This is a genomic window from Bradyrhizobium sp. ORS 111 (assembly GCF_045571485.1).
Taxonomy (GTDB): Bacteria; Pseudomonadota; Alphaproteobacteria; order Rhizobiales; family Xanthobacteraceae; genus Bradyrhizobium.
In genome coordinates this window covers 5,328,300-5,347,872 of the sequence record NZ_CP120701.1, presented here as the reverse complement: position 1 = coordinate 5,347,872, position 19,573 = coordinate 5,328,300, and the positions used below count along the sequence as shown (strand labels likewise).

The window sequence follows — 19,573 nt, the reverse complement described above, 5'->3', positions numbered from 1 at the left end:
ACAAGGCCCGCACCGGTGGTGCGGGCCTTGTCGTCCGACGCGGGGCATCGCGCCGGGGTCAGAACAGGTGATAGAACACGTAGTACAGAACGCCCGAGAGGATCATCGCGGCGGGCAGCGTCAGCACCCAGGCCATCGCGATGTTGCGGATCGTCGCCCATTGCAGGCCGGAGCCGTTGGCCGCCATGGTGCCGGCGATGCCCGACGACAGCACGTGCGTGGTCGAGACCGGCAGGCCGTAGCCGTCGGCGGCGGCAATCGTCGCAGCCGCTGTGATCTCGGCGCAGGCGCCCTGAGCGTAAGTCAAATGGGTCTTGCCGATTTTCTCGCCGACGGTGACGACAATGCGCTTCCAGCCGACCATGGTGCCGAGGCCGAGCGCGATGGCGACGGCGAACTTGACCCAGCTTGGAATGAACTTGGTCGCGGCATCGAGCGAGCTCTTGTACTGATTCAGCACAGCGATGTCGCTGGCGGAGAGCTCGGCCTCCTTGTCTTTCATCAGCAGGCGGATCGCCTCGGAGGCCAGATACATGTCGTTACGGGTGTTGCCGACGACGTCAGCCGGAAACTTCGCCAATGATCCGTATTGGGCGACCTGCTGGCCGATGTCGCGCACCAGCACCGCGAGCGAGGGGAAGGTGCCTTCGTTGATCTGGTGCTGCGAGACGTAATTGGTCACGGCCGGGCGCGGATTGCCGATCACGTTGTAGCCGGCGGCCTTGCCCTCGATGACCTTGCTCGCCGCAGCCGAATGCGCGGCGAACTGCTCGATCTGGCTGCTCGGCAGCGCGCGGTTCAGCGCATACGCGGTCGGCACCGTGCCGATCAGGATCAGCATGATGAGGCCCATGCCCTTCTGGCCGTCATTGGAGCCGTGGAAGAAGCTGACCAGCGTGCAGGTCAGGATCAGGATGCCGCGGATCCACCACGGCGGCGGCTGGTCGCCGACCGGCTCGCCGAACAGCTTCGGCGTCGCGCGCAGCAGCACGGCCTTAAGGACGTAGAGCAGAAGTGCCGCGAGCACGAAGCCGAACAGCGGCGACAGCAGCAACGCCTTGGCGATGTTGACGGCCTGCGACCAGTCCACGCCGGAGGTGCCGTCACGGCCGCGCAACAGCGCGTTGGTGATGCCGACGCCCATGATCGATCCGATCAGGGTGTGCGAGCTCGAGGCCGGCAGGCCGAGCCACCAGGTGCCGAGATTCCAGATGATGGCGGCGATCAATAGCGCGAACACCATCGCAAAGCCCGCGCTGCTGCCGACCTGGAGGATCAGCTCGACCGGAAGCAGCGAGACGATGCCGAACGCGACCGCGCCGCTGGAGAGCAGCACGCCGAACAGGTTGAACAGGCCCGACCACACCACGGCGACATGCGCCGGCAGCGAGCGGGTGTAGATCACGGTCGCGACCGCATTGGCGGTGTCGTGGAAGCCGTTGACGAATTCGAAGCCGAGCGCGATCAGGAGCGCAACGAACAGCAGGATGTAGGGCAGGAACGAAGTGACGCGCGTGCCGGTGGCATCGACGTCGGCATAGATGCTGTAGCCAACGAACAGCAGCGCAGCCGCAACCACGCCCAAATAAATGACGCCGGTCAGAGGATGAAAGCCCTTGTCGAGATCCGGACCTTTCTTCAGGGCGGGTTCGATCGAACCGGGTAACGCCATATCGCTCATGATAATCTCCTGTCCCAATGCCGCCGATTTTGATCCATGCATATGACAGGCAATTGAAATCCGGCCCGGGCGCCGGCCGGCAATCGCGTGGCGAGGTCACACGGGCCGTGAAGATTTCAGGTGCGGCAATCTTCAGTTACGAGCGTCACCGATTGCGGACGCTGCCGCGGATTGCGCGTTCCGGAACAACAAATCGCTAGGGCACGCGGGACGGATCAGGCAACTCGTGGGGCGAGCCAATTCGGCGGGCGGCGGACTGCCGGGTAGAGGTCGCGCGCCGCGCGGTTGGGGCTAGTCGAACCGCGCAGCGCGCTGGCCTCAGGGTACGTCATGGCGTGAACATGACGCCCAATGCCTGTTGAGCCTGTGACGCTATCATGGATCAATTAAAGGTTGTAGTTTTTTCTCGGCCTGTTTCTGATTTTTCACAGCAAAGTGTGAATATCGGGGAACGAAGTTGTTCCATGGCCGCATCACGCCGCATGAGCCGCGCGGCGCAGCAAGCTGGCCGCGATTTTCAAATCGTCGACAAAGCGTTGATATTCCTTCGCCTTGGCCTCCTCATCGGGCAGCCGCAGCAGATAGGAGGGATGCACCGTGACCAGCACCTTGGTTCCATCATGGTCGATCAGGCGGCCGCGGTTCTTGTTGATCGGCGTGATCTTGCCGAGCACGCCCTGTGCGGCGGTCGCGCCGAGCGCCACCACCAGCTCCGGTTTGATGGCCGCCAGCTCACGCTCGTACCATTGACGGCAGGCGCGGATTTCCGGCGTGCTCGGCTTCTGGTGCAGGCGGATCTTGCCGCGCGGCACGAATTTGAAATGCTTCACCGCGTTGGTGATGTAGACCTTGGTGCGGCCGATGCCGGCCTCTTCCAGCGCGCGATCGAGCATCAATCCGGCCGGACCGACGAACGGCTTGCCGGCGAGATCTTCCTTGTCGCCGGGCTGCTCGCCGACCAACATCAAGGTTGCGCTTTGCGGTCCCTGGCCGAACACGGTCTGGGTCGCATCCTTCCACAGCGGGCAGGCGCGGCAATCGGCGGCCTCGGCGCGTAGCGTTGCGATAGTGTCGTGGGCGTGCTTGCGGGCCATCGGCGTGTCCTGCGGTTTCTGCGGCGCCTGCGGCTTCGCCGCCTTGCTTGCGATGAAGGCGCCGCTCGTCATTCGCATCGCGTCTTCGAGCAATGGTCTAATGATCGAGTCCTCGGGCAGGTTCCTCCAATAGGCCTGCGGCGCCTCCGTCACTTTCAACCGTGCCGGATTGAAGAGGCTGCTGTAGTGACGCCGCCAGGTCTCCTCGAGCCGGTCCTCGGATGGCACTTCGGATTTGTCGATGCCTGACGTGATCGAGATCGCATGCCCATCCCAATGCGCGCAGACGTCGGGGGTCAGGATCGACCACGGCATGTCGGAAAAGCGGCTGGCGAAGAAGGGCGCGGCGAGCTCGACGATGTGATGCTCCGGCTCGAACCAGGCGACGTAATGCGCCTTCTCGCGGCCGATTTCGCGGAAGCGGACCTGCGCGATCATCCTGTCCATCTCGCGATAGACCGCGCGAGCCATCGCATTGGCTTTGGCGATGTCGGGGTCATCAGCCAGATCGTGGTGGCCGCGCAGCCGCCACAGCAGGCGATAGAGCAGGGCGAAGCGTTCGCCGCTTTGATGCAGGATCGCGGCCCGTGCCAGCTCGACAAATGTAGCGGGGACGTTGAACGTCGCATGCGGCGCATCGGGCAGGTCGTTCGCGCCAGATGGCGAAAACAGTTCGGCCTCGCCGCGCACTGTCCACGTGACATCAGATGGCTTCACGTCATTCAGTGCCAGTCGTCGCGCGGCCTTGCGCCAGCCTTCGAAATCGGTGTCGCTGTCGAGCATGATGATGTGCATGCGATCTGCTCCGTTTCAGTCTCACTGTCATTCGGGCCCGCGCGTCCGGTGACACCGGAGAGAGGCTGCCGCGGTCGCGCCGATGCCTGTGAATCCCCTTGATTCCGCTCGTGAATCAGGGAGCCCACCAATCCGATTGACTCTGCCGGCCCTGTTAGCTTTATATTAGAACATATCATGAACAAATGAGCCAGACCCTGGTTCTCTGTTCAGACCAGTGACGGCTTCAAATTTTGCTTGGAAGGAGCGGCGCACCATGAACGGCGCACGCATGAGCACGCTTGCGTCTCTGCGCGGCAGCATCGCGCGCATCGAGGCGCCTGACGATGTGCAGATACCGAACCGCATCGCGCTCGGCCATGCGGGCGCGGATGCGATGCTGCGCGGCGGACTTGCGCCTGCAGCGCTGCATGAAGTGTTCGCGGCTGGCCATCAGGGCGGGGCCGCGACCGGCTTCATCGCGGGGCTCGCCGGACGGATGTCACCGCGCAAGCCGCTGGTCTGGGTGCGGCAGGATTTTTCCGATCTTGAAAGCGGCGCGCTGTCGATGAGCGGGCTTGCCGAGCTCGGCCTCGATCCGCGCCTGCTCGTCATGGTGCGCGCCGCCGATGTCGATGCCGCGTTGCGCACCACGGCCGACGCGCTCGCCTGCGATGCGCTGGGCGCGGTCGTGCTGGAGGTCTGGGGCAATGTGCGCCAGCTCGATCTCGTCGCCAGCCGCAAATTGACCTTGGCCGCGCAGGCCTCCGGGGTCACCGCGCTGGTGCTGCGGATCGCGGCGACCCCGATCCCCTCGACCGCCGAGACGCGCTGGATCGTGCGCGCGGCGCATTCGCCGCCCGGCACCGCCGCCAGCGCCTGGGGCGCGCCGCGCTTCGAGGCCGAACTCGTGCGCAATCGTCATGGCCCGGTCGGGCGATGGATCATGGAATGGAAATGTGATGAGTGCCAATTCAGTGAACCGTCGGCGTATCCTCAGCCTGTGGCTGCCACGCCTGCCCATCGACCGCATCAAGCGGAAACTCGTGCAGCACGACGTCTCGCAAGCTGAGGCTCGGGAGGTGGTCGGGCTCCCTCTCCCGCTTGCGGGGGAGGGTTGGGGTGGGGGTCTTGCCACGAGCGACGCTCTTCGTAGGGAGAGAGCCCCCACCCGGATCGCATCTGACGATGCGATCCGGCCTCCCCCGCAAGCGGGAGAGGCGAAGAAAGGATCTCGCTCTCTACTGGAACTCCCCAGCGTCGTGGTCGCAAAGGATCACAACGCGATCCTGCTCCACGCCATCGACGAGGCCGCGGTGCGCGCCGGGCTGTCGATCGGGCTGCCGCTCGCCAATGCCCGCGCGATCTGTCCGGAGCTCACCGTCTACGACGCCGATCCCGCCGCCGATCTGAAGACGCTGAACGACATCGCCGACTGGTGCGACCGCTTCACGCCGCTGGTGGCGCTGGATCCGCCCTACGGTCTGTTCCTCGACATCACCGGCTGCGCGCATCTGTTCGGCGGCGAGCGCGCGCTGCTGCAGATCGCGACCAACGCGCTGAGCCGCCGCGGCTTTGCCGTCAGCGCTGCCATCGCCGGCACCTCGATCGCGGCGCGCACGCTGACGCGGCATGCCTCGGGACGGATCACAGCCGATGGCGAGGAGGCCGAGTCGGTCGGTCCATTGCCGGTGTCCGCGCTTGGCGCCGATGCCGCAATCACGACCGGTCTGCGCCGCGCCGGCCTGAAGACCATCGGCGATGTCGCCGCGCGCGCGCCGCATGAAATCTCGGCGCGGTTCGGCGCCGCGTTCACCACGCTGCTCAGTCATGCGCTGGGGCAGGGCGATGCCCCGATCAGCCCGCGCAAGCCGCTGCCGGATTACATCGTGGAGAAGCGTTTCCCCGAGCCTGTTGCAACCGACACTGTGATCGCGCTGACGCTGCAAAACCTCGCCCGGATGCTGGTCGCGGCGATGGACAAGCAGGGCAAGGGCGCGCGGCAATTGGAGGCGAGCTTCTTCCGCACCGATGGCGCGGTGCGTTCGATCGTGGTCGAGACCGGGCGTCCGGTGACGCGGCCCGAAATGATCGACCGCCTGTTCCGCGAGCGGCTCGATGCGCTCAACGATCCCCTTGATCCCGGTTTCGGCTTCGATCTCATTCGTCTGGCCGCCGGTCGCACCGAGCTCGTGGTGCAGCAGCAGCGCGATCTCGACGCCACCGTCCACGACAATGACGAGGTCTCCGCACTGATCGACCGCATCGCCGCTCGCATCGGCGGCAAACGCGTCGTCGTGCATCTGCCGCTGGAGAGCCACATCCCCGAACGATCAGCGCTCGCGGTGCCGGCGCAGCATCATCTGGCCGCCGCGAGCGCGGCCGCCTGGCCGGAGCGCGTCGCGGGCGAGCCGCCGCTGCGCCCCTTGCGGCTGTTCGAGCGGCCCGAGCCGATCAAGGTGCCGTTCGCGACCGTGCCCGACGGCCCTCCGCATCAGTTCACCTGGCGCCGCGCGCGGCACGAGGTGGTGCGGGTCGAAGGTCCCGAGCGCATCGCGATGGAATGGTGGAAGCAGGACGGCGGGTCGCTGACCCGCGATTACTTCCGCGTCGAGGATGCCGAGGGCCAGCGCTTCTGGATCTTCCGCGACGGCCTCTATGAGAGCGAGCTGAGGGACGAAGAGGGCAAGCCTGTTCCCGCCACCTGGTATGTGCACGGGCTGTTCGCATGAAAGCGCCCGTGCCCGACTATGCCGAGATCGGCATCACCAGCAATTTCTCCTTCCTGCGCGGCGGCTCCGATCCGCGCGCTTATGTCCATCAGGCGAGCGACTTGCGGATTCCCGTGATCGGCATCGCCGATCACAACACGCTGGCCGGCGTGGTGCGCGCCTGGAAGGAGCTCGACAATGCCGAGGTCAAGCATCCGCCCCAGCTTCTGATCGGCGCCCGCATCGTCTTCATCGACGGCACGCCCGACATCCTGGTCTATCCGCGCGACCGCGCCGCCTACGGCCGGCTGTGCCAGCTCTTGACCCGCGGCAAGCGCGGCGACGACGACAGAGCGTTTTCAAGCGAAGTGGACACCGGTTCGCGTGAAGAAAACGCGTCAAAACAAGAAATCGTGCGTATTGAAAAAGGCGAGTGTCATCTGAAACTGTCCGACCTGCTCGACTTCGCGGAAGGCCAGCTCCTGGTGCTGGCGCTGCCGCATCGCTTTGATCCGGCGCGGACGCTCGATCTGCTCGCGCGGCTGAAGGAGAGTGCAGCCGACGGGGTCTGGCTCGCCGCAAGCCTGCTCTATCGTGGTGACGACAAGCGCCGCCTCGCGCGGTTGCATGGGCTTGCCACTGAGGCCGATGTGCCGCTCCTCGCGACCAACGAGGTGCTTTATCATCATCCGGCGCGTCGCCCCTTGCAGGACGTGCTCACTTGCATCCGCGAGAAGACCACGATCGAGGCGGTCGGCCGCCGGCTCGAAGCCAATGCCGAGCGCCATCTCAAGCCGGCGCATGAGATGGTGCGACTGTTCCGCGATCTGCCCGACGCGATCGCGGAAACCATGCGCTTTGCGAAACGCATCACCTTCTCGCTCGACCAGCTCAAGTACCAGTACCCGGACGAGCCGGTGCCGCCCGGCAAGACCGCGCAGCAGCACCTGGAGGATCTGACCTGGGCCGGCGTCGACAAATATTTCAACGACGAGATCGACGACAAACTCCGCGCCACCCTGAACAAGGAGCTCGCGCTGATCGCCGAGCTGAAATACGCGCATTACTTCCTCACCGTGCACGACATCGTGCACTATGCGCGCAGCCAGGGCATCTTATGCCAGGGGCGGGGCTCGGCGGCGAACTCGGCGGTCTGCTACGTGCTCGGCATCACCTCGGTCGATCCGACCAAGGTCGATCTCTTGTTCGAGCGCTTCATCTCCAAGGAGCGGCTGGAGCCGCCTGACATCGACGTCGATTTCGAGCATTCGCGGCGCGAGGAGGTGATGCAATATGTCTACCGCCGCTACGGCCGCCACCGCGCGGCAATCATCGCCACCGTCATTCATTATCGCCCGCGCAGCGCGATCCGCGATGTCGGCAAGGCGCTCGGGCTGACCGAGGACGTCACCGCGGCGCTCGCCGACACCGTGTGGGGGAGCTGGGGCAAGGGCCTCAACGACATGCAGGTGCGGCAGGCCGGGCTCGATCCGAAAAATGCGATGATCAACCTCGCGGTCGAGCTCGCCACCGAGCTGATCGAGTTTCCCCGTCATCTCTCGCAGCATGTCGGCGGCTATGTCCTGACCCAAGATCGGCTCGACACCTATGTGCCGATCGGCAACGCCGCGATGGACGATCGCACCTTCATCGAATGGGACAAGGATGACGTCGATGCGCTCAGCATGATGAAGGTCGACGTGCTGGCGCTGGGCATGCTGACCTGCATCCGCAAATGCTTCGACCTGATCGAGAAGCACAAGGGCGAGCGCTGGGAGCTCGCCACCGTCCCGCAGGACGACAAAAAAGTCTATGACATGCTGTGCCGCGGGGAATCGCTCGGCGTGTTCCAGGTCGAAAGCCGCGCTCAGATGAACATGCTGCCGCGCCTGAAGCCACGAAAGTTCTATGACCTCGTGATCGAGGTCGCGATCGTGCGCCCGGGGCCGATCCAGGGCGACATGGTGCATCCCTATCTGCGCCGGCGAAACAAGCAGGAGCAGGAAAGCTATCCATCACCGTCCCCCGAGCACGGCCCGCCGGACGAACTCTACAATGTCCTGCACAAGACGCTCGGCGTGCCGCTGTTCCAGGAGCAGGCGATGCGGATTGCAATCGAGGCGGCAAAATTCACCTCCGAGGAGGCCAATGGTCTGCGCCGCTCGATGGCGACCTTCCGCAACCTCGGCACCATCGGCAAATACGAGGACAAGCTGATCGGCAACATGGTCGCGCGCGGCTACTCGCCGGACTTCGCCCGAAGCTGCTTCGATCAGATCAAGGGCTTCGGCTCTTACGGCTTCCCGGAAAGCCACGCCGCGAGCTTCGCCCAGCTCGTCTACATCTCGTCGTGGCTGAAGCACCATCATCCCGACGCGTTCTGCTGCGGCCTGCTCAACTCGCAGCCGATGGGCTTTTACGCGCCGGCGCAGATCGTCGGCGACGCCCGCAAGAACGGCATCACGGTGCGCGAGGTCGATGTCTCCTACAGCTTTGCGCAGAACACGCTGGAAGAGGGAGACGGGAAATATTGCGCGGTGCGGCTCGGCTTCCGCCAGATCGACGGCTTTCACTGGCTGGATGAGGATGAGGAGAGGCTGAAGCGCGATCAGGCGCTGCGGCGCCAACACAACGCAAATGTGCAGGAGTCAGGGAGGCACGAACGGATGGGCTCTCTCCCCCCTTGCGGGGGAGAGTTGGAGAGAGGGGTAAGCCACGACCAGCGCCCGTGCGGTTTACCCCTCTCCCTAACTTCGAGAGCGAGCTTCGCTCGCCTCGGACCCCGCAAGGGGGGAGGGAACCCGTCCACCTCCCGTGCGGCCTTGAGCAAAGTGGAGCCAGACTGGGCCGATCGCATCGTCGCCGCGCGCAACCGCCGGCCCTTCACCTCGCTGGAGGACTTCGCCCGCGACACCGGCCTGCCGAAGCGGGCGCTGATCCTGCTGGCGGATGCCGATGCGTTTCGCTCGCTCGGGCTCGATCGCCGCGCGGCGTTGTGGGCGGTGCGACGGTTACCCGACGACGTGCCATTGCCGCTGTTCGAAGCGGCCACAGCGCGCGAGCAACCGGATGAAAACGCAAAGCCGTTGCCGGAGATGCCGCGCCCCGAGCAGGTGGTCGCCGATTATCAAACCATCCGCCTGTCGCTGAAGGGCCATCCGATGGAGTTCCTGCGCGAGATGTTCACGAAGGAGCGCGTCGTCGCCTGTCATACGATCAACCAGAGCAACGATCGCCGCCGCGTCCGCTGCGCCGGCGTGGTGCTGGTGCGGCAGCGGCCGGGCAGCGCCAAAGGCGTCGTGTTCATGACGCTGGAGGACGAGACCGGCATCGCCAACATCGTGGTGTGGCCGAAGGTGATGGAGCAGTACCGGAAAGAGGTGATGGGCGCGCGGCTGATCCTGGTCGAGGGCTATATCCAGAGCAGCCCGGAAGGGGTGACCCATCTGGTGGCGCAGCGCATGATCGACCGCTCCCACGATCTGATCGGTCTCGCCAACGAATCCCTCAGCCGCAAGCACCCGGTGCCTGCGGGACCCGCGCTGGTCGAGCCACTCAACGACGATCGTCGCGATCACGCCGATACGCCGGCGCAAAAAATCCGCCATCCGCGCAACGTCCGCATCCTGCCGCCGTCGCGCGATTTTCATTGAAGCAGTTGGAGGAATCGTAGGACGGATCAGCCGATCCACCAATGTCCTTGCTATGCGTGAAAAGGTTCGCGCGTCAGGTGAGCACGTTCTTCAGACTCCCTCCTCCCTCATGTCCGCCGAAGCCTTAGCGAAGGCGGATGCGGGGGAGGGTTGGGGAGAGGGGTGGCCCGGGGCGAGATGATCGATGTGGACATCGTGCTCGCAACTTGCGTTCGCTTGCCGTCATGTCGCGAGAACGCGAACGTATGACTCACAAGCGGCGCCACATCCTCGCCGTCGTCCCGGCGGAGGCCGGGACCCATAACCCCGAATGCATGTTGTCATGCACCGCTGGAACGACGAGTCCCGTTCAAACCACAAGTCGCGGCGTATGGGTCCCGGCCCCCGTGCGCAATTGCGCACTAGGCCGGGACGACGCGGTGGAGCGAGCCGCGGCCTCTCGGTTCAAGCATCGGCGTCTCTGGAATACTGGATCACCCGCCTTCGCGGGTGATGACACCGGCCGCTTGCTTCGCGTCGCGATCGCTTCTCGCAATTGGCGACGAAGCAGCTACTCCACCGCAGCCCCCACCGGCGGGCCGCCCGGCGGGCGATGCAGGAAAGTGATCGATGCGTAGGCGCCGACCCAGGAGCCGGCCGCGGCAAAGGCGACATAGACCCAGTTCTCGGTGTAGCTGATCACGGCGTAGGACGAGAGCAGATACCAGATGCTGCTCCAGCTCGCCGCCGGCACACGTTTGCGTGCAACGACCGCCGAGGTGAACATGACATAGACCGCGTCGGTGGCCGCGGTTGCAAGAAAAACGCCGCCGGCGGTGAGGGGATCGATGGCAGCCATTGCAACTCCTGTTCCGGTCGGGCGGAGCCCCTTGAAAAGTCGAACGAGACGGGCCAAACCGGCACCGCCTTTCTGTCATCATGCTCGTGCATATATCGATCGGAAAGAGGGATGCGCATGCAGGACGTGAGCGACATCGTTGCCGAGATCTGGACCAGGGCCGGCGGCGTGTCGTCTGCGTTAGCTTACATGAAGCTGACAGGTGCGGAGCCGCAATTGCCGTCGTCGTTCCGCGTCGGCGCGGCCGCGCAGGCCTCGATCGCCGCGGCAGGCCTGGCGGCTGCCGAGATCTGGCGCGCGCGCAGCGGCGAGACGCAGGATGTCGCGGTCGATATGCGCCACGCCATGGTCGAATGCCGCAGCGAACGCTACCTTCGTGTCGACGGCAAGCCGCCGCCACCAGCCTGGGACAAGATCGCCGGCGTCTATCGTGTCGGGGACAACCGCTTCGTCCGCCTCCATACCAATTTCCCCCATCACCGCGACGCCGTCTGCCGGGTACTGAACTGCAACGCGGAACGCGACGATGTCCAGGCCGCGCTGATGCAGTGGGACGGCGAGGCGTTCGAGACCGCGGCCTACGCCGCCGGTGGCGTCGTCGCGCTGATGCGCACGCATGACGAATGGTCGGCGACGCCGCCCGCGAAAGCGCTGGCGACATTGCCGCTGATCTCGATCGAGAAGATCGGCGACGCTGCGCCGAAGCCGTGGCCCGCGGGCGACCGGCCGCTGGCCGGCATCCGCGTCCTCGATCTCTCGCGCGTGATTGCGGGGCCGGTCGCCGGGCGGACCCTTGCCGCGCATGGCGCCGACGTGCTCCTGATCTCGGGTCCAGATCTTCCGGCGATCCCGTGGCTCACCATCGATACCGGCCGCGGCAAGCTTTCGAGCTTCGTCGAATTGAGGAGCGAGCAGGGGCGGCGCGTGCTGCGTGATCTCGTCGCGCAGGCCGACATCTTCTCGCAAGGCTATCGTCCGCAGGCGATTGCGCGTCTTGGTTTCTCGCCGGAGGAGGCTGCGCGGATCAACCCCGGCATCGTCTATGTGACGCTCTCGGCCTACGGCCACGCCGGTCCGTGGGCGGAGCGCCGGGGCTTCGATTCATTGGTGCAGACCACGACCGGCTTCAATCATGCCGAAGGCCAGGCCGCCGGGATCGACGGGCCGAAGGAGCTGCCGGCGCAGATGCTCGACCACGCCACCGGATATTTCATGGCGTTCGGCGCCATGATGGCAAAGGCTCGGCAGGCGCGCGAGGGTGGGAGCTGGCACGTCCGGGTATCGCTGGCGCAGACCGGGCGCTGGCTGTGGAATCTCGGCCGGGTCGCTGATGGCCTCGCCACTGAGGATCTGAAGGCCGATGCGGTAACACCCTATATCGAGCAGCTTCCGTCCGGTTTTGGCACGCTAAGTTCGGTGAGGCACGCTGCTGTGCTGTCGAAAACGCCGGCCCGCTGGTCACGTCCGGCCATGCCGCTCGGCAGCCATTCCCCGGAGTTTCCCGGATGAAGCATTCAGGCGTTGTTCAGGCTATTCAATCTTTAACCGCGGCCGCTGCCGAACCGCGATTTTTAGGTTGTTTGCAACATCAAATCGGCACTATTAGCGCACCGCTGGGGCCGTCCCGCCGGAAGCTGAAACGATCGACCCCCGGACCGCATGCTTAAAGATTTTACCAAACGAATGCAGAGCTTTAGCCGCCCTTCGCTGGTGACGGCGGTGGTAGTGCTGGCGCTCGCCGGCGCCGCGGCCTATGGCTACACGCATCTTGGCGCAGAGAAGCCGACGCCGTCGGAGGTCTCAAGCCAGTCGCGCAAGGCGGGCTCGCGCTACACTCCGACCGCGGCCGAATGGGCCAGCCTGACCTTCCAGACGGTGACAGAACACACCTTCCGCTCCGAGCTTGTCACCGAGGGCAAGATCGGAATCGATGAAGACCGCTCCACCCCGGTCTACTCGCCCTATACCGGCCGCGTGACGCGGCTCCTGGTGCGGCCGGGCGAGAGCGTGACCAAGGGGCAGCCGCTGTTCGTGATCGAAGCGGCCGACACCGTGCAGGCACAGAACGACTATGTCGCGGCGATGACCGGCCTCAACAAGGCGCAATCGGCGCTCGACCTCGCGCAAATCCAGGAGAAGCGCGCCAAGGACCTGTTCGAGGGCAAGGCGGTCCCGCTGAAGGATTATCAGCAGGCGCAGACGGCGCTGGTGCAGGCGCAGAACGACAATCGCTCCGCGCAGACGCAACTCGAAGCCGCGCAGAACAAGCTGCATATCCTCGGCTTCGGCGACGACGCCATCGCGACGCTGCAGCAGAAGGGCCGGCTCAATCCGGAGACGACAGTGTTTGCGCCGATCGGCGGCACCATCGTGCAGCGCAAGGCAGGCCCGGGGCAGTATGTCTCGACCGGCGCCAGCGATCCGGTTTACGTGATCGGCGATCTCTCCACGGTCTGGCTGATCGCCTATGTCCGGGAATCCGACGCCGACAATGTCGCGGTCGGGCAGGACGTCAGCTTCAGCGTGATGGCGCTGCCGGGCAAGGTGCTGAACGCCCGGATCAACTACGTGGCCGCGGCGATCGACCCGGCCTCACGCCGGCTCCTGGTCCGCGCCACCATCGACAACAAGGACAACCGGCTGAAGCCGGAGATGTTCGCCAATGTGACGCTGTACTCGGCCGGCGATCACCCGGCAGTCGGTGTGCCGAAGCAGGCTCTGATCTATGAGGCTGACCAGGTTCGGGTCTGGGTCGTCCGTGACGACAAGACGATCGAGCTGCGCCAGATCAAGCCCGGCCTCACCAATGGCGACCTCGTCGAGGTTGCCAGCAATCTGAAGCCCGGCGAGCAGATCGTGACCAAGGGAAGCCTGTTCATCGACCGCGCCGCGTCCGGCACTTAAAAGACAGCATGATCCGGAAAAGCGGGATCGGTCTTCCGAAGATCATCTCAATCAAAGCAGTCCTTCCAGCCTGAAAGCTCCGATCTGAATGGATCGCCTCGTCGCCCTTGCCGTCAACCGCCGCTACTTGATGGTGGCCATGTTTGTGGCCGTCCTCATCGGCGGCCTGCTCGCGTTCAAGCAGCTCAACATCGAGGCCTATCCCGATCCGACCCCGCCGATGGTCGACGTGGTGACGCAGAGCCCGGGCCTCTCGGCGGAGGAGATCGAGCGTTACATCACGATCCCGATCGAGACCCAGGTCGCCGGCATCAAGAACCTGCGCACCATTCGCACCATCTCGCTGTACGGCCTCTCCGACGTCAAGCTGCAGTTCTCGTTCGATTACACCTATGACGAGGCGCTGCAGCAGGTGTTGAACCGCCTGTCGCAGCTCGCGCCGTTGCCGGGCAACGTGCAGCCCGGCATTTCGCCGACAAGCCCGATCGGCGAGATCTTCCGCTACCGGCTCAAGGGCCCGCCGAACTACAGCGTGCTCGACCTCAAGACGTTGCAGGACTGGGTGCTGCAACGCCGCTTCCGCGCGGTGCCCGGCGTGATCGACGTCACCGGCTGGGGCGGCAAGACCAAGACCTATGAAATCCAGGTCGATTTCAACAAGCTGGTCGCCAACGGCCTGACATTGCCGCAGGTGCTGCAGGCGGTCTCCAACGCCAACATCAATGTCGGCGGCAACACCGTCAACATCGGCTCGCAATCGGCCGTGGTGCGCGGCGTCGGCCTGATCCGCTCGATCGACGACCTCTCCAACACCATGATCTCGCAGTCCGGCGGCAATCCCGTCCTGATCAAGGATATCGGCTCCGTCACCGTCGGCGAGAAGCCACGGCTCGGCATTGCCGGCATCGACAATGACGACGATATCGTGCAAGGCATCGTGCTGATGCGCCGCGGCGAGCAGAGCTCGCCGACGATTGCCCGTGTCGAGCAACTGGTCAATCAGATCAACAATTCCTCGATCCTGCCGCCTGGTGTGAAGATCGAGCGCATCTACGACCGCAAGGACCTGATCGAGCTCACCACCCACACCGTGCTGCACAACATGGTGGTCGGCATTCTCCTGATCGTGCTGTTGCAGTGGATCTTCCTCGGTGATCTCCGCAGCGCGCTGATCGTCGGCGCGACGATCCCGTTCGCGCTGTTCTTCGCCGTGATCATCCTGGTGCTGCGCGGCGAATCAGCCAACCTGCTGTCGGTCGGCGCGATCGACTTCGGGTTGATCGTCGACGCCACCGTCATCATGGTCGAGGCGATCTTCCGGCGACTGTCGCAGACCACCGCACTCTCGGAGGCGGAGCAGAGCCACATCTCCGAGGACACGATGATGGGCATCAAGAGTCACGCGATTCTGTCGGCCGCGGCCGACGTCTCGCGTTCGATCTTCTTTGCCGCCACCATCATTGTCGCCGCCTTCCTGCCGCTGTTCACGCTCGGCGGCGTCGAGGGCAACATCTTCGGGCCGATGGCACGGACCTACGCCTATGCATTGGCGGGCGGCCTGCTGGCGACCTTCACGATCACGCCGGCGCTGAGCGCGATCATTCTGCCGGCCCATATTCAGGAAACCGAGACCTGGATCGTCAAGAAACTCAACCAGATCTATCTGCCGATCCTGAACTGGGCGATCGGCAACCGCAAGATCGTGATGGCCGGCGCGGCCGGCCTTGTGGTCATGACCATCATCTTCGCACGCTTCCTGGGCCTCGAGTTTCTGCCCAAGCTGGAAGAGGGCAATCTATGGATCCGCGCCACGCTGCCGCCGACGATCTCGCTGCAGGAAGGCAATACCTATGTCAACGAGATGCGGCGGCTGATCCGCAGCCGGCCCGAGGTGGTGTCGGTGGTGTCGCAGCATGGCAGGCCCGATGACGGCACCGACGCCGCAGGATTCTTCAATGCCGAATTTTTCGCGCCGCTGAAGCCGGCCAGCGAATGGCCCGGCACGCACGACAAGGACGAATTGACCGCGCAATTGCTCGCGCAGTTGCAGGACAAGTTCCCCGGCGTCGAATTCAACTTCTCGCAGTACCTGCAGGACAACGTCTCCGAGGCGGTGTCGGGCGTGAAGGGCGAGAACTCGATCAAGCTCTACGGCAACGACCTGCAGGCGCTGACCGACACCGCCAACAAGATCAAGTCCGTGCTGTCGACCGTGCAGGGCATCACCGACCTCGCGGTGTTCACCTCGCTCGGTCAGCCCACCATCCAGATCGACATCGACCGTGCGCGCGCGGCGCGCTACGGCCTGTCACCGGGCGACATCAACGCAACGATCAAGGTCGCGATCGGCGGCGACAGCGCCGGCGACCTCTATGAGCCCGGCAGCGACCGGCATTTCCCGATCATCGTCCGGCTCGCACCCGAATATCGCAAGAGTGCGGAGGCGATCCAGAACCTGCGCATCGGCGTGTCGAACGGCAATAGCGGCATCACCCAGATTCCCCTGAGCGAGGTCGCCTCGATCAAGCTGGTCTCGGGCGCCGCCTATATTTACCGCGAGCAGCAGGAGCGTTATCTGCCGATCAAGTTCTCGGTGCGCGATCGCGACCTCGGCAGCGCGATTCTGGAGGCGCAGCAGAAGGTCGACGCACAGGTGCAGTTGCCGCCCGGCTCGCATCTCGAATGGGTCGGCGAGTTCGGCAATCTGCAGGACGCGATCAAGCGGCTGTCGATCGTGGTGCCGATTAGCCTCGCGCTGATCGCAGCGCTGCTGTTCTTCAACTTCGGCTCGATGGTCGACACATTGCTCGCCATGAGCGTGATCCCGATGGCGATCTTCGGCGGCGTGCTCGGGCTTTTGATCTCGGGCATTCCGTTCAGCGTATCGGCGGCGATCGGCTTCATCGCGCTGTTCGGCATCGCCGTGATGGACGGCATCATCATCCTGTCGCAGTTCAACCAGTTGATCGACGAGGGCTACGAGCGCATGCGCGCGGTGATCCGCACCGGCGAGCTGCAGCTTCGTCCGGTGCTGATGACCTGCGTCGTCGCCGGCGTCGGGTTGCTGCCGGCGGCGGTGTCGGAAGGCATCGGCTCCCAGGTGCAGAAGCCGCTCGCCATCGTCGTCGTCACCGGCATGTTGCTGGCGCCGCTGGTGATCCTGGTCACGCTGCCGGTGCTGATCTCCTATTTCTCCCGCCGGCCGAGGGAGCGCTAACGATCAGGTGAAGCCGTACAGCCGTGCCGGATTGTCGACCAGGATCGTCTTGCGGACCGCGGCATCCGGTGCCCAGACCGGCAATTGATTGAGGAGGCGGCCGTCGTCGATCTGGTACAGCGGCGTCACGTCGGTGACCTTCTTGCCCGGAGGCGTCACCGAATCGGGATGCGGCCAGTCGGTGCCCCAGACGATCCGCTCGGCATTCGCCGCGATCAGCGCCTGCGCCAGCGGCACGACGTCCGGATAATCGGGCGCGAGCTTGGAGGCGCGGTAGGCGCCGGAGATCTTGACGTAGGCCTTGCCGGATTTGACGAGCTCGACGAGGTCGGCAAATCCCGGCTGCCCGGCGCCGAGTGCGGCCTCCGCGCCGCCGAAATGGTCGAACACCACCGGCACCGGAGCGGCGGCAACGAGGTCCTTGATCGCCGAGATCACGGCGAGGTTGGTGAAGAGCTGGATGTGCCAGCCCCGTGCCTTCATCCGCTCCACGGCGGCCGAGAAGCGCTGCCGGCCGACATTGGGATCATTGATACCGCTGGTCGCGAGGTTGAGGCGGATGCCGCGGAAGCCGGCCTTGTGCATGGCATCGAGGTCGCTCTCGCTGGTCTTGTCATCGATCACGGCTACCCCGCGCGCGGTAGGACCGCGGGCCATGATGCCGAACAGCGTCGCCGAATTGTCCGGACCGTAGACGCTCGGGGTCACGATCACCACGCGCTCGATGTGCAGCGCCTTGTGCAGGGCGCTCATCTCCTCGGGCGAGGCTTGTTCCGGCGTGTAGACGCGGCCGGCGAAGAACGGGAACTTGGCGGGGTCGCCGTGGATGTGGGTGTGGCAATCGCACGCCCCGGCCGGCACATCGAAGTTCACCGGGGTCGATGGCTGCGAGGCCTTGGAAAATGCGTTGCTGCTGGTCATGGTCACTCCCGCCGCGATGGAAGCAAGCATCATACTGCGTCGCGTCAGCATTGGACGTCTCCCTGCGTGCTCGGCTGTTATGCGCGTCATCCGCGCCTCGGCGTTCTCGGTGGCCGGCGGGGAGGGAGGTTATCGGGGGATCGCACAGGCGGAAAGGGCTCGGCGCTCGCCATGCGAACGGTTCCGCGTCGAGGCCTATTATTGCCCCGACGGCGTGCGCAGGCCCTGCCAGGCGTCGCGCACCTGATGGTAGTGGACCTCGGGCAGATAGTCCGGCGTCTTCAGATTGAGCGTCTTGACGTCGAGGCGGCCGATCGCGCTGAGCAGTGTGTAGGAGGCGACCACGCGGTCGCGCTGCGCGCCGATCAACCGGGCGCGTGCCGAGATCAAATCCTGCTGCGCGTTGAGCACATCGACCGTGGTGCGCTGGCCGCCGGCGGCCTCCTTCTGCACGCCGGCTAGCGCAACCTCGGCGGCCTTCATCTCGGATTCGGAGGCCGAGACCGCAATCTTGGCACCCTCGCTGGCGACCCAGGCGCTGACCACCGCGGTCTTGGCCTGGTTGCGGACCTGGTCGAGCACGAGCCGGCTCTGCGCTGCCACTTCCTTCGCCTGCCGGGTCTGCGATGCCGCCGTGCCGCCGTCATAGATCGGCTGCGTCACCTGGCCGATCACCGAGGCCTGATCGGTCCCGAAGGTGCCGAGCGTGGTGTCGGTGTCGCGGCTCTTGCTGACGCTGCCTTGCACCGTGACGTTCGGCAGCAAGCTGCTTTCGGCGACGCGGATCGAGGTCGACGCGACGTCGACGTCGAAACCGGCCGCCAGCACCGCCGGGTGCTCGCGCAACGCAAACGCGATCGCTTCCTCGCGGCTGCGCGGCAGCAGCCGGTCGATGGGCTCGGCGGGACGCAACTGCGCCGGCGGGTTGCCGATCACCTGGGCGTAGGTGGCCTGGCTGACCGCGAGGTTGACCTCGGCGGCATTGAGATCGGCGAGGCCGCGGTTGAGCCGTGCCTCGGCTTGCGCGGTATCGGTGGGCGTGACATCGCCGGCATTGAGGCGCCGCTGCGTGATCGCCTGTGTCTCCCTCAGGAAGGCGACGTTGGCGCGCTGCGCCTCGACCAGCGTCTGGTTGGCCAGCACGTTGGTGTAGGCCGTCACGGCGTCGAGCAGCACGCCCTGGCCGACGTTGCGCAGCGCCTCGCGGCCCGACTGCACCTGCAACTCCGCGACGCGCACGCTGTTGGCGGTCTTGAAGCCGTTGAACAAGGTCTGAGTCACCGTCAGGCCGATCTGCCAGGGCTTCAGCGTCGCGGTCTGGATGACATTGCCGGGCAATTGGTCACGCACCGCCTGCAGGCCGGCCGAGAGGCTGGCCGCGATCTGCGGTCGGTAGCCGGCCAGCGCCTGCGGCACGTTTTCGTCGGTTGCACGCTGCCGCGCGCGTTCGGCATTGAGCTGCGGGTTGGTCTGGTAGGCCTTGACGAGGGCCTGCGGCAGGTTCTCGGCGCGGGCTGGCGCCGCCAGCAGCAGCGTGCACACGAGTGCGCCAACGCAACTGCCCGACAACAGCACGCGCCTCTTTACGTCGCCAAATCTGGCGGCACGCTCAACCATGTGATCTCGCAAACTCAACCCCGGCAGGCCGCCCCCGCCGACGCGTCCGACACATCTACCTGTTTAGGGGGCGGCGTCGCCACTGGCAAACCACCGCGCGACATCTGCACATCAATTCAATTGTGGCCTGTTGCCGGTTCGTCACAGGCGGACCTCAATGTCA

General features: G+C 65.1%; 11 protein-coding genes. 6 read left to right on the top strand and 5 right to left on the bottom strand.

All coding sequences use genetic code 11. From position 1 onward, the window contains the following. Positions 1-58: 58 nt before the first annotated feature. A complete protein-coding gene (locus tag P6U30_RS24780) occupies positions 59-1,681 on the bottom strand; it encodes an inorganic phosphate transporter (RefSeq protein ID WP_407165500.1) in 1,623 nt (540 codons plus the stop codon). A 473-nt stretch (positions 1,682-2,154) separates the two neighbouring features. Further along, complete coding sequence (locus P6U30_RS24775; RefSeq protein ID WP_407165499.1) at positions 2,155-3,570, bottom strand: UdgX family uracil-DNA binding protein; 1,416 nt, start codon at positions 3,568-3,570, stop codon at positions 2,155-2,157. A gap of 256 nt (positions 3,571-3,826) precedes the next feature. Here P6U30_RS24775 and P6U30_RS24770 point away from each other — a divergent pair, with 256 nt between their 5' ends. The 3 genes from P6U30_RS24770 to P6U30_RS24760 are packed head-to-tail and all read left to right on the top strand — an operon-like array spanning position 3,827 to position 9,913. Then, positions 3,827-4,621, top strand: coding sequence for an ImuA family protein (locus P6U30_RS24770; RefSeq protein WP_407165498.1), 795 nt, complete (start codon positions 3,827-3,829; stop codon positions 4,619-4,621). Continuing rightward, on the top strand, positions 4,512-6,281 hold the full coding sequence (locus P6U30_RS24765) for a Y-family DNA polymerase (protein ID WP_407165497.1): 1,770 nt from the start codon (positions 4,512-4,514) through the stop codon (positions 6,279-6,281). Before P6U30_RS24770 ends, P6U30_RS24765 begins: the two co-directional genes overlap by 110 nt. Next, entirely contained in the window at positions 6,278-9,913 is a 3,636-nt protein-coding gene (locus P6U30_RS24760; protein ID WP_407165496.1) for an error-prone DNA polymerase, read from the top strand. The genes P6U30_RS24765 and P6U30_RS24760 overlap by 4 nt, the downstream gene beginning before the upstream one ends. Before the next feature lie 550 nt (positions 9,914-10,463). Here P6U30_RS24760 and P6U30_RS24755 read toward each other — a convergent pair. After that, positions 10,464-10,751, bottom strand: a complete 288-nt coding sequence (locus P6U30_RS24755) for a hypothetical protein (RefSeq protein ID WP_407165495.1) — start codon at positions 10,749-10,751, stop codon at positions 10,464-10,466. A 117-nt stretch (positions 10,752-10,868) separates the two neighbouring features. On the opposite strand from P6U30_RS24755, the gene P6U30_RS24750 reads away from it, so the two are divergent. The 3 genes from P6U30_RS24750 (at position 10,869) to P6U30_RS24740 (ending at position 16,872) form a co-directional block, all read left to right on the top strand. Further along, positions 10,869-12,260 carry a CoA transferase gene (locus tag P6U30_RS24750; RefSeq protein WP_407170534.1) on the top strand — a complete coding sequence of 464 codons (1,392 nt, stop codon included), beginning with the start codon at positions 10,869-10,871 and terminating at the stop codon, positions 12,258-12,260. Positions 12,261-12,410: 150 nt separating this feature from the next. Next, on the top strand, positions 12,411-13,655 hold the full coding sequence (locus tag P6U30_RS24745; RefSeq protein ID WP_407165494.1) for an efflux RND transporter periplasmic adaptor subunit: 1,245 nt from the start codon (positions 12,411-12,413) through the stop codon (positions 13,653-13,655). 88 nt (positions 13,656-13,743) lie between these two features. Next, positions 13,744-16,872, top strand: coding sequence for an efflux RND transporter permease subunit (locus P6U30_RS24740; RefSeq protein ID WP_407165493.1), 3,129 nt, complete (start codon positions 13,744-13,746; stop codon positions 16,870-16,872). 3 nt (positions 16,873-16,875) lie between these two features. Here P6U30_RS24740 and P6U30_RS24735 read toward each other — a convergent pair whose 3' ends face one another. Together P6U30_RS24735 and P6U30_RS24730 are read right to left on the bottom strand one after the other, a co-directional pair. Next, on the bottom strand, positions 16,876-17,844 hold the full coding sequence (locus P6U30_RS24735) for an amidohydrolase family protein (protein ID WP_407165492.1): 969 nt from the start codon (positions 17,842-17,844) through the stop codon (positions 16,876-16,878). 147 nt (positions 17,845-17,991) lie between these two features. Further along, complete coding sequence (locus P6U30_RS24730; protein ID WP_407165491.1) at positions 17,992-19,410, bottom strand: TolC family outer membrane protein; 1,419 nt, start codon at positions 19,408-19,410, stop codon at positions 17,992-17,994. Positions 19,411-19,573: the final 163 nt, after the last annotated feature.

Bases quoted from the DNA above. Each gene is read 5' to 3' on its own strand.
- P6U30_RS24730 (WP_407165491.1), bottom strand. From the start codon at position 19,410: ATGGTTGAGCGTGCCGCCAGATTTGGCGACGTAAAGAGGCGCGTGCTG.
- P6U30_RS24770 (WP_407165498.1), top strand. From the start codon at position 3,827: ATGAACGGCGCACGCATGAGCACGCTTGCGTCTCTGCGCGGCAGCATC.
- P6U30_RS24750 (WP_407170534.1), top strand. From the start codon at position 10,869: ATGCAGGACGTGAGCGACATCGTTGCCGAGATCTGGACCAGGGCCGGC.
- P6U30_RS24745 (WP_407165494.1), top strand. From the start codon at position 12,411: ATGCTTAAAGATTTTACCAAACGAATGCAGAGCTTTAGCCGCCCTTCG.
- P6U30_RS24775 (WP_407165499.1), bottom strand. From the start codon at position 3,570: ATGCACATCATCATGCTCGACAGCGACACCGATTTCGAAGGCTGGCGC.
- P6U30_RS24780 (WP_407165500.1), bottom strand. From the start codon at position 1,681: ATGAGCGATATGGCGTTACCCGGTTCGATCGAACCCGCCCTGAAGAAA.
- P6U30_RS24760 (WP_407165496.1), top strand. From the start codon at position 6,278: ATGAAAGCGCCCGTGCCCGACTATGCCGAGATCGGCATCACCAGCAAT.
- P6U30_RS24735 (WP_407165492.1), bottom strand. From the start codon at position 17,844: ATGCTGACGCGACGCAGTATGATGCTTGCTTCCATCGCGGCGGGAGTG.
- P6U30_RS24740 (WP_407165493.1), top strand. From the start codon at position 13,744: ATGGATCGCCTCGTCGCCCTTGCCGTCAACCGCCGCTACTTGATGGTG.
- P6U30_RS24765 (WP_407165497.1), top strand. From the start codon at position 4,512: ATGAGTGCCAATTCAGTGAACCGTCGGCGTATCCTCAGCCTGTGGCTG.
- P6U30_RS24755 (WP_407165495.1), bottom strand. From the start codon at position 10,751: ATGGCTGCCATCGATCCCCTCACCGCCGGCGGCGTTTTTCTTGCAACC.